Below are 10171 nucleotides of genomic sequence, written 5' to 3' on the forward strand. Positions count from 1 at the left end.
CTATTTCGCCGAATTCACCCGCCGCTGGCCGACGGTGGCGGCGCTGGCGGCGGCGCCCGATGCCGATGTCATGGCCGCCTGGGCGGGGCTCGGTTATTATGCGCGGGCACGCAATCTCGTCGCCTGCGCGCGGCAGGTGGCCAGCGAAGGCGACTTTCCCGATACGGAGGACGGGCTGCGCGCGCTCCCCGGTGTCGGTCGCTACACGGCGGCGGCGGTCGCCGCGATCGCGTTCGGCCGGCGCGCGGTGGTGGTCGACGCCAATGTCGAACGCGTGGTCGCGCGCCTGTTCGCGGTCGAAACGCCGCTGCCCGCCGCCCGGCCCGAACTCTACCGGCTGACCGACACGCTGACGCCCGCGCGGCGCGCCGGCGACTTCGCGCAGGCGATGATGGATCTCGGCGCGACGATCTGCACGCCCCGCGCGCCTGCCTGCGCACTCTGCCCGCTGGCCGAGAATTGCCGCGCCCGCGCAAAGGGGCGGCAGGAGGATTTCCCGCGAAAGGCCGCGAAGCGAGCCAAACCCGAACGGCGCGGCACGATCTTCTGGCTGGAGCGGGGGGAAGAGGTGCTGCTCGTGCGCCGTCCCGCCCCGGGCCTGCTCGGCGGCATGCGCGCGCTGCCGACCGGCCCGTGGGGCGATTCCGATGCCGGCCTCGCCGATGCGCCGCTGGCGGCCCATTGGCGCGAAGTCGGGACGGGCCGCCACGTCTTCACCCACTTCGCGCTCAGCTATCGCGTCGTCGCCGCGACAGGAGATGCGGAAGGTCAGTGGTGGCCGATCGACGCGCTCGACACGGCCGGGCTTCCCACATTGTTCGCGCGCGCCGCGCAGATCGCGCTTGCTGCAAGGATTCATGCATGACCATCACGCCCGGCTTCGTCGGCTCTCCCCTGGACCGGTGCGAGCCGGCGCGGCGCGACCCCGCGCTCGTCGCGCGCCTGGCGGCCGATCCCGGCGCGATGCTGCTGCGGCTTTCGGCCGCCGATTACACGCCCGCGATGGAGGGTGCGGCGCTCGACTGGTCGCCCTTGCCCCCGCTCCCAACGGGCGAACTGGTGCTGCTCGGCCTGATCGACGGGCGCCCACGCTTCGCCCAACTCGACCCGGCGGCGCGGGGCGCGCGCCGCACGCCCGAGCTGATGACGCTGCTGGGCTCGCTGACCACGGCGGAGGCCGCGACCTACGCGGTCGCCCGGTCGGTGACCGACTGGCATGCGCGCCATCGCTTCTGCGCCAATTGCGGCCATGCCACCGCCCCCACCCACGCGGGCTGGGCCCGATCCTGCCCGGCCTGCGCGGCCGAGCATTATCCGCGCACCGATCCGGTCGCGATCATGCTGATCGAACATGACGGCCGCGTTCTGGTCGGGCGGCAGGCGGCCTTTCCGCCCGGCCGCTATTCGGCACTGGCTGGCTTCATCGAGGTGGGCGAAGCGATCGAGGAAGCGGTGCGGCGCGAGGTGAGCGAGGAAACGGGCGTGCCCGTCGGCGCCGTCCGCTACGTCGCGAGCCAGCCCTGGCCCTTTCCCTCGCAATTGATGATCGCCTGTTTCGGCACGGCGACCGACGACCATATCCGCATCGATCCGCACGAACTGGAGGATGCGAAATGGGTCACTCGCGACGAGGTTGCCGCCGCCCTCGCGCTGGAGGAGGGCGCAGTGTTCCTCCCACCCCCCGATTACGCCATCGCCAACACGCTGTTCAGGGCGTGGCTGGCCGGCGACAGCCGCCCTAGCCGACGAAGGCGCGCTCGATCACATAGTCGCCGGGCTGCGCGTTCGAGCCTTCGGTGAAGCCGAGCTCCTCGAGCAGTTCGGCCGTCTCCTTGATCATCGCCATCGATCCGCACAGCATCACGCGGTCATGCTCGGGGTCGAAGCGCGGCGGCTCGGCCGCGCCGTCCTTGAACAGCCGCCCGTCCTGGATGAGGACGTTGATCCGGTCCCGCGTATGGAAATCCTCACGCGTCACGGTCGGCACGTAGCTGAGCTGATCGGCGGCGACGCTGTCGACCAGCGGATCCTCGGCCAGCTTCGCCTCCAGCCATTCACGATAGGCCAGGTCGCTGACGCGGCGGACCGAATGGACCACCACAATCTGATTGAACAGGTCGTACACGTCGGGATCGCGGATGATCGACATCCACGGCGCCAGCCCCGTGCCCGTGCCGAGCAGGAACAGCCGCCGGCCGGGCTTGAGCGCGTCGGTGACGAGCGTCCCGGTCGGCTTGCGGCCGAGATAGATGTCGTCGCCTTCCTTGATCTGCTGCAGCTTCGAGGTGAGCGGCCCGTCCTCGACCTTGATCGACAGGAATTCCAGCTCCTCGGCATAGGCCGGCGAGGCGACCGAATAAGCACGCAGCAGCGGCTTGCCGTTGTCGCCCTGCAGCCCGATCATCACGAACTCGCCCGAACGGAAGCGGAAGCTGGCCGGCCGCGAGATGGTGAAGCTGAACAGATGTTCGTTCCAATGCTTCACGCTGAGAACCTTCTCGACCGACAGACTGTTCGTCGGTTCGAGCGGCGCGATCACGGCATGTGCGGACATGAGCGGTGGAAAACCTCGGTAAAATGAGAATGGCGCGCAATAAGCAGCGTCGGCATTCCATGCAACCGACCGGGCCCGAGCGCCAGCTAGAATAGCTTGCGCCGTCCCAAGCGGCCCGTCTCATCACGGTTGAGCGCCGCGCGGATCGGCGCTAGCGGGCCGCCCCTGCCGCCTATCCGGTGGCGGATGGGGGGACGAATGCGCGCGATCGGCTATCTGCTCGTCACGACGGCGGCCAACGCTTCCGCTGCGGCGGCGCTGGCACAATCGACGGCGGCGGCCGAGGATGCTCCCGATGTCGTCGTCACGGCGACCAAGCGCGTCAGCCCGCTTGCCGAGGTGCCGATCGCGATCACGGCCGTATCGGCGCTCCAGATGGAGCGGAGCGGCGCCACCGACATTCGTCAACTCAACCAGCTTGCGCCCTCGCTGCTGGTCTCATCGACCTCGTCCGAGGCCGGCGGTGGCGGCGCGCGCATCCGTGGGATCGGCACGGTCGGCGACAATGTCGGGCTCGAAAGCTCGGTCGCGACCTTCGTCGACGGGGTCTATCGCAACCGATCGGGCATCGCGCTCACCGAATTGGGCCCGCTCGAACGGGTCGAGGTTCTGCGCGGGCCGCAGGGGACTTTGTTCGGGCGCAATGCGTCGGCGGGGCTGATCAACATCGTCACCGCCAATCCCCGTTTCGAACAGCAGGGCTATGCCGAGGCCGGAATCGGCAATTACGCCTCCCGCCGGCTCGCGGCCGGGCTCACCGGCCCTGCCAGCCCAATGATCGCCTACCGCCTCGACGGCGTGTGGAACGAGCGGCGTGGCTTCGTCGAGGATGTGGTGTCGGGGCGCCATCTCCAGAACCGCGATCGCTGGCTCGTGCGCGGCAAGCTTCTGTTCGCCCCCCGCGACGGGGTCTCGCTCCTGTTCGCCGCCGATTACTCGCGCCGTAACGAGGAATGCTGCGGCGGCGTCTACCTTCCTGCGGCAAACGTCGCGAGCTCGACCCCCGGTCGACCTGGCGGCACGCCGGTCTACTCGCCCTCGTCGATCGCAGCCTTGATCCGAGCGACGACCTCGACGGTGCCCGGCACCGGCAACGGACAGGTGCTGGAGGACACGTTCGCACGACAGGTCGCGCTGACGTCCGGCCGCCGCTTCCGGCAGGACGTGCGCGACGGGGGCATTTCGGCGCAGCTTGATCTGGACCTTGGCAATGCGCGGTTGACATCGATCACCGCCTGGCGCGGCAATCGCTTCATCAAGGGGCAGGACGGCGATTTCTCGACGCTGGACCTGCTTGTCCGGGAGAGCGACGGCAGCGGCTTCGCGCGGTTTCGCACGCTGACGCAGGAATTGCGCCTGCAGGGTCGCGCCTGGGGCGACCGGCTCGACTGGATGGTGGGCGGTTACTTCGCCGACGAGCATCTGAAATATATCGATAATCAGGGATTTGGGGGGGACTTCGAATCCTTCGCCGCAACGCGGATGGCCGCGGGGGGTGGCGCCCTGGCAGATTTTCCGCGCTACGGCTTCACCAACCTCAACGGCTTCGCGCGCGCTTTCGCGGCGGCGCGCACCGCCGATCCCGCCGTGATCGAGGCCGTCGCCAGCCGCGTCGGCAACGTGGCGCTCGATGGCACAAGCGAGCGCGACATATTCCGCCAGCATGACCGCAATCTGGCGCTGTTCACGCACGATATCCTGCACGTGACGGACCGCCTCTCGCTCACGCTGGGCGCACGCTACACCGACGACCGCAAGACGCTGGATGCCGACCTGACATCCTCGTCAGGATGCGGCGTTTACGCCGCCAATATCGCAAGCCTGCGCACGCTGGCCGCCGGCGGCGCCGACGCAGCGACCGCCGGAATCGCCGCCGCGCTCGCCGGGCAACTGGCACCTTATGTCGGCTTCGCCTGCGTGGTGAACGGCGTGAACGAAACCTCGTCCGACCGCCGCCACGAACGCGAATGGACCGGGACGGCGGTTCTTAGCTGGCGGCCTGTGCCGCGCCTCATGACCTACGCCAGCTTCGCGCGCGGCTATAAGGCGGGCGGCTTCAATCTCGATCGCGCGGCCTTGTTCAACAGCGCGACGCTGGCGCAGCAACCGTTCGCGAGCCTGCAATTCGATCCCGAGACGGTCGACTCGTGGGAATTGGGCGCGAAATATGGCGGGAGGACGATCGATCTCGCCGCCGCAGTCTTTTACGACCGTTTCTCCAATTTCCAGCTCAACACATACAACGGGCTCAATTTTTTCGTCTCCAACATCCAGGGTTGCCGCGATCGCCTCGGCGCGAGCGACAGCGACGCCATCGCCGGCAACTCCCCGTGCGCGAATACCCGCAGCGGCGTCACGGCCAAGGGTGTCGAGTTGGAGACCACGCTCCGGCCGGCGCGCGGGCTCACCCTCACGGCGGGCTATACCTATGCCGATACCCGCTATCGGCGCGATCTGGTGGGCACGCCCGATGCGACCACCGGCGACAATTCGCTCCAGCCGGCGCTGTTCCTGTTGCCCGGGAGCCGCCTCTCCAACGCTCCTCGTCATGTCGCCACCGGCTCGGCCACGTGGACGCCCGCGCTCACGACGCGGCTGCGCGCACTGGCCTATGGCGACATCCGCTATATGAGCGCGATCCATACCGGATCCGACCTGCTGCCTGAAAAGGATCAGGCCGGGTTTGCGCTGGTCAACGCCAGGATCGGGATCGGCAGCGCCGACGATCGCTGGGCCGTCGAGCTATGGGCACAAAACCTGTTGGATACCAATTATATCCAGACCGGTTTTTCGATGCCGCTGCAGGGTGGCGGGACTGGTGGCGTACCGGGATCGGTCGCCTCCGTGCGCGCATTCGGCTCCAGCTCGACCCAATTGTTCGGCGCCTTCCGGGGCGAGCCGCGTTCCTGGGGCCTCACGATGCGAACCCGCTTCTGATACGGCAGGGGGCAAGAACCAATGACCGGCACCTGGCCCCTCCTGCTCCTCACGCTCGTCTACGTCCTCAACTTCGTGGATCGCCAGCTGGTCGGCATCCTTGCCCAGCCGATCAAGGCGGAACTTGGCCTGTCCGATCGCGCGCTGGGGCTGCTGACGGGCGTTGCCTGTGCGCTGTTCGACACCTCGCTCGGCCTGCCGATCGCGCGGCTGGCGGAGCGGCGCAGCCGGGTTGGCGTGATCGCCCTCTCGCTCGCATTCTGGTCGGCGATGACCGCCTTATGCGGTCTGGCGAGGACCCTGCCCCATCTTATCCTCGCCCGGCTGGGGGTCGGTCTGGGCGAGGCGGGCTATGCCCCCGCCGCGCAGTCGCTGATCGCCGACCTCGTCCGCCCCGAGCGGCGAGCAACGGCGCTCGCGATTTTCTCGCTCGGGATTCCGCTCGGTATGCTCGTCGGCGCGCTCGCCGGGGGGTGGATCGGGCAGGTCTTCGGCTGGCGCATGGCGTTCCTCGTGCTGGGCGCGCCGGGCTTGCTGCTCGCCCTCGTGCTGGCGCTGACCTTGCGCGAACCGCAGCGCGGCGCATTGGACAGAGAGCAGGGCGAAACAACCCCACCGCCCTTCCCCACCGTACTCGCGATATTGTGGCGCGCGCCTGGCTTCGCACACATGGCGGCGGGTGCATCGATCGCCTCCTTTGCCGGCTATGGCCTGACCAGCTTCACCGTGCCCTTCCTGATGCGCCGATACGCGCTCGAACTCAGTGCGGCGGCGAGTCTTTATGGGCTGCTGGCGGGCGTGGCGATCGGGGTCGGGATCGCGGCCGGCGGCTGGCTGTCGGACGGGCGGCCGGGCGGGGGCGGCGCGGGGCGCGTGGCGGCGGGCGGGGCGCTTGTCGCGGGCCTGCTCTTCTCGGCGGCGCTGACCGCAGCCGACCCCTGGACCTTCGCGTGGAGCGCATTCCTGCCGCTGATGGGCGCGCATTTCTATTTCGGGCCGACCTATGCGCTGACGGTCAACAGCGTGCCCGCGCGCGCGCGCGCGACCGCGATCGCCGTGTTGCTGATGCTGATGAACGCGATCGGGCTCGGGCTCGGCCCCCTCGCCGTCGGTGCGCTGAGCGACCATTTCGCCAAGCCGGCGGACCCAGCTTACGGCCTAGCGACGGCGCTCCGGCTCGACGTGCTGCTCTATTTCTGGGCGGCGGCGCATTTCCTGCTTGCCGCACGTGCCCTACGCGCGGCTCAGCCCCACAATTCGGCGCGGTAGCGGTCGAAACAGCGTTCGCCGCACGCCAGCCGGATCAGCGCGCCCTCGGCGATCGCCGTGGCGCGGCGGGGGTCCTCTGCCACCAACGGGCGCAGCGCCTCGCGATTCCAGTCCTCGCTGTGCTTGACGTCGAGTACCGCGTGGAGATCGAAATAGCGGCGCTCGCGGTTCGAAAGCCCGATCCGCTTCAAGCCCTTCGCGACCAGTGCCGATCGGCCCGGCGCGGTCAGTTCGATAACGCCCAGCGCGCCGATCGAATGCCACGCATAGCGTCGGTTCGTCGCCATCGCCGTCATCGCGTTGGCAAGAGCGAGGCTTTCCCACACCGTGCGTTCGATCGTCGGGGCGACGCGCAGCGTTTCGACCAGCGCGTCGAGCATCGGCCCGTGCATGCCCGCCTGCTGCCCACGGCCCATTTCGTCCCAATAGTTCCGCGCAAGCTCCAGCTTGGCGGATACGGGCAGCTTGACCTGGGTGAACGCGACGAGATCGTCGAACCCCGCTTCCCCGGCGGCTTCCTGCTCGAAGAACCATCGAAGCTGGTCCTCATTCGCCTGCTCGGCCAGCCAGGGGAAGAGCGGGTCTCCCTGACCCGGCCCGATCCGCTTCAGATCTTCGAACCAGGCGATGAAACCGTCGGGGTCGGTCGGCGCCCGAGCGGCGGCATCCGCCACCTCCTCCCGCAATTCCTCGATGAACCCGCCTTCCAGGCGGCTCATGCGCAGGTCGCGTTCCAGGATTTTCTGCCAGTCCGCCTGCGGAAAGCCGGGGGCCAGCCGCTCGCGATTCCAGTGGGCTAGGCCCCGCTGAAAACTGTCGGTCAAAAATTGCGAGGGGCGGGCGCCATGCGCGGCCGGCAATGTGGCCATGAAAAAATCCAAACCGTTTCAGGGATTTGTGGACTGCATAACTATCGGCATGGCGCGGCGTTCCAATAGTTGCTGAACCCGAAATGAAGGAACCAGGGCCGTAGTCCCCCGTTCCAATCCAGGTTCTCGGATGGAGAAGGATACCGTAATGACCCGCAAGTCTCTCATCGCCGGCCTCACCGCCATTTCGGTGGGCCTTGCCTCGCCCGTCTATGCGCAGAGCGCGGAGCAGATGCTGAAAGGCACCGCCATCGGTGCGGGCGGCGGCGCGCTCGCCGGCGCGATCCTGCCCGGCGTTTCGACCGGCAATGGCGCGCTGATCGGCGCGGCCGGCGGCGCCGCCTACACCGCGCTGAAGAAGAACAAGAAATATTATCGTGACAGCCGCGGCCGGAAGTATTGGGTCGATAAGAACGGCAACCGCCGCTACAAGTAAGCCCGCACGAACGCTGTGAAGAGAGCCCCGGGAGCGATCCCGGGGCTTCTTGTCATCGGGACGACGGCAGGCGGCCGAGCCACTCGGTGATCATCGCCCGTCCTGCCGCGACCGCCGCCCCGCCAAGCCGTGCATGCGCCGCATCGAGCGCGTCGGGATTGGTGCCCGCGTCGACGATATAATCGACGTCTTCGAGCCATTCGGCGAAGCGCGGATCCTCGCCCATTTCAGCATGGAATTGCAGCGCGAGCAGGCTGTCGCCGATGCGGAAGCCCTGATGCGCGTACAGGTCCGATCCCGCCAGCAATTCGGCGCCCTGGGGCAGATCGAACGTGTCTCCATGCCAATGCAGCACGTCGACCCCGCTGAGGTGGCGCAATGGGGAGGCGGATCCGGCGGCGGTGAGACGCAACGGCGCGAATCCGACTTCCTTGACCGGGCCCGGATAGACCGGCGCGCCCAGCGCCGCCGCGATCATCTGGCTGCCGAGACACACGCCGACGGTCGGACGTCCGGCCGCGATTCGCGCGGCAAGCCCCGCCACCTCGCCGTCGATCCACGGATGGACCGCGCGTTCATAGACGCCCATCGGGCCGCCCATCACCACGATCAGATCGGGGGCCAGCCAGTCGAGCGTGCGGAAGCCCGGATCGAAGATGTCGATCCGGTGAAAATCATAGCCTGCGTCCTCGATCGGACGGCGATACCCCGCCGCCCCCTCGACGGGCGTATGCCGGACGATCAGCGCGCGCTTCACAGTTTCAGTCGCCGGTCAGGATGCGATCCACCAGCTGCTTGACCGTCGGTACGAAGCCGTTGGAATAAAAGGGATCCTGCTTGAACTTATAGGCCGCGTGGCCCGCGAACATCAGGTTCTGTTCGACGTCGCCGCCATGCGCGATGTCCTGCAGCGTTTTCTGGATACAAAAGCTGCGCGGATCGGCCAGCCGCCCGGTCGAATTGCCTTCAGTATCCGCCCAGGACGAGAAGCTGCACTGGCTGAGACAACCCATGCAGTCCGCCTGATCCTTGCGGATCACCTTCATCTCCTCGGGGGTGACGAAGACCAGCGTATTGTCGGGCGTCTTGAGCGCGACATTGTAGCCGAGCGCGTCCCATTCGCGCGCGCGATGGAGGTCGCCCAGGGTAACCCAGAAGCTCTTGCCCTTGACGCCCACGTCGAGCTGGAACTGGTGGTCGCCCGCCGCCTCCATCGAGAAGGCGATCTGCCGCTCGCTCCGCGCCTCGAGGTTGCGAAGAAACGGATTGCGCACCGCCGAGGAATAGAAGCCCGTCGGCGAGAAGCGGTGGAGCAGGATGTCGCCCTCGTCCAGCGTCAGCAGCCGTTCCTTCCACTGCTCGGAAATCGGGCTTTCCTTGGTCAGCAGCGGGCGCGTGCCGAACTGAAAGGCGATCGCGCCCAGCTCCGGATTGTCGATCCAGTCGTTCCAGTCGCGCAGGTGCCAGACGCCGCCCGCCATGATGATCGGACCGTTCTCGCTCACGCCGCCGGCGCGCCTCGTCTCGCGCAGCGCCTTCACGCGCGGATAGGGGTCCTGCGGCGCGCGCGGATCTTCCGCATTGGACAGGCCGTTATGCCCGCCGGCGAGCCAGGGATCCTCGTAGACCACGCCCGCCAGCCATTCCGCCGCCTTGGAATAGGCCCGCTTCCACAGCGCGTTGAACGCGCGGCCCGACGACACGATCGGCAGATAGGAAACGCCGTAGGAGGCGGCGATCTCGGACAGCTTGTAGGGCATGCCCGCGCCGCAGGTTACGCCCGCCACGAGCCCATTGGTGCGCTCCAGCACGCCGTGGAGCACGCGCTGCGCGCCGCCCATCTCCCACAGCACGTTGATGTTGATCGCGCCCTTGCCGCCCGCAATCTCCCACGCGCGACGAACCTGCTCGACCGCGCCGTCGATGGCATATTGGACGAGCTCCTCGTGCCGGTCTCGGCGCGTCAGCGCGCGATACACCTGCGGTACGATCCGCCCTTCGGCGTCATAGCTGTCGGCGTTGACCGCGGAGATGGTGCCGATGCCGCCCGCCGCGGCCCACGCCCCGGCGCTGGTGTGATTCGAGACGGCGACGCCCTTGCCGCCC

General features: G+C 68.0%; 9 protein-coding genes. 5 read left to right on the forward strand and 4 right to left on the reverse strand.

Annotated features, from left to right (window positions below; translation table 11 throughout):
* Positions 1-865 (forward strand): A/G-specific adenine glycosylase (locus ACOJSF_RS05685; RefSeq protein WP_420141255.1); only part of this gene is annotated, 865 nt, incomplete at its 5' end.
* On the forward strand, positions 862-1800 hold the full coding sequence (nudC, locus tag ACOJSF_RS05690) for an NAD(+) diphosphatase (RefSeq protein WP_420141256.1): 939 nt from the start codon (positions 862-864) through the stop codon (positions 1798-1800). The genes ACOJSF_RS05685 and nudC, both read left to right, overlap by 4 nt.
* Here the strand turns inward: nudC and ACOJSF_RS05695 are convergent.
* Entirely contained in the window at positions 1739-2554 is an 816-nt protein-coding gene (locus tag ACOJSF_RS05695; RefSeq protein WP_420141257.1) for a ferredoxin--NADP reductase, read from the reverse strand. The two genes, nudC and ACOJSF_RS05695, sit on opposite strands and share 62 nt — an antisense overlap.
* Before the next feature lie 186 nt (positions 2555-2740).
* Here ACOJSF_RS05695 and ACOJSF_RS05700 point away from each other — a divergent pair, with 186 nt between their 5' ends.
* Both ACOJSF_RS05700 and ACOJSF_RS05705 read left to right on the forward strand, forming a co-directional pair.
* Positions 2741-5491, forward strand: a complete 2751-nt coding sequence (locus ACOJSF_RS05700) for a TonB-dependent receptor (protein ID WP_420141258.1) — start codon at positions 2741-2743, stop codon at positions 5489-5491.
* 21 nt (positions 5492-5512) lie between these two features.
* Positions 5513-6760 (forward strand): spinster family MFS transporter, encoded by a 1248-nt coding sequence (locus tag ACOJSF_RS05705; protein ID WP_420141259.1) that lies wholly within the window; start codon positions 5513-5515, stop codon positions 6758-6760.
* Here ACOJSF_RS05705 and ACOJSF_RS05710 read toward each other — a convergent pair.
* Entirely contained in the window at positions 6736-7629 is an 894-nt protein-coding gene (locus tag ACOJSF_RS05710) for an iron-containing redox enzyme family protein (RefSeq protein ID WP_420141260.1), read from the reverse strand. The genes ACOJSF_RS05705 and ACOJSF_RS05710 overlap by 25 nt on opposite strands.
* Positions 7630-7777: 148 nt before the next feature.
* Here ACOJSF_RS05710 and ACOJSF_RS05715 point away from each other — a divergent pair, with 148 nt between their 5' ends.
* A complete protein-coding gene (locus ACOJSF_RS05715; RefSeq protein WP_420141261.1) occupies positions 7778-8065 on the forward strand; it encodes a hypothetical protein in 288 nt (95 codons plus the stop codon).
* 52 nt (positions 8066-8117) lie between these two features.
* Here the strand turns inward: ACOJSF_RS05715 and ACOJSF_RS05720 are convergent, their stop codons facing one another.
* Both ACOJSF_RS05720 and ACOJSF_RS05725 read right to left on the reverse strand, forming a co-directional pair.
* The gene (locus tag ACOJSF_RS05720; RefSeq protein ID WP_420141262.1) at positions 8118-8822 is read right to left on the reverse strand and encodes a glutamine amidotransferase; all 705 of its coding nucleotides are present in this window, start codon (positions 8820-8822) and stop codon (positions 8118-8120) included.
* Positions 8823-8826: 4 nt separating this feature from the next.
* Positions 8827-10171: NAD(P)H-dependent flavin oxidoreductase (locus tag ACOJSF_RS05725; RefSeq protein WP_420141263.1), on the reverse strand; the 1345-nt coding region annotated here is incomplete at its 5' end.

This window comes from Sphingomonas sp. (genome assembly GCF_048594985.1).
Lineage (GTDB): Bacteria > Pseudomonadota > Alphaproteobacteria > Sphingomonadales > Sphingomonadaceae > Sphingomonas_I.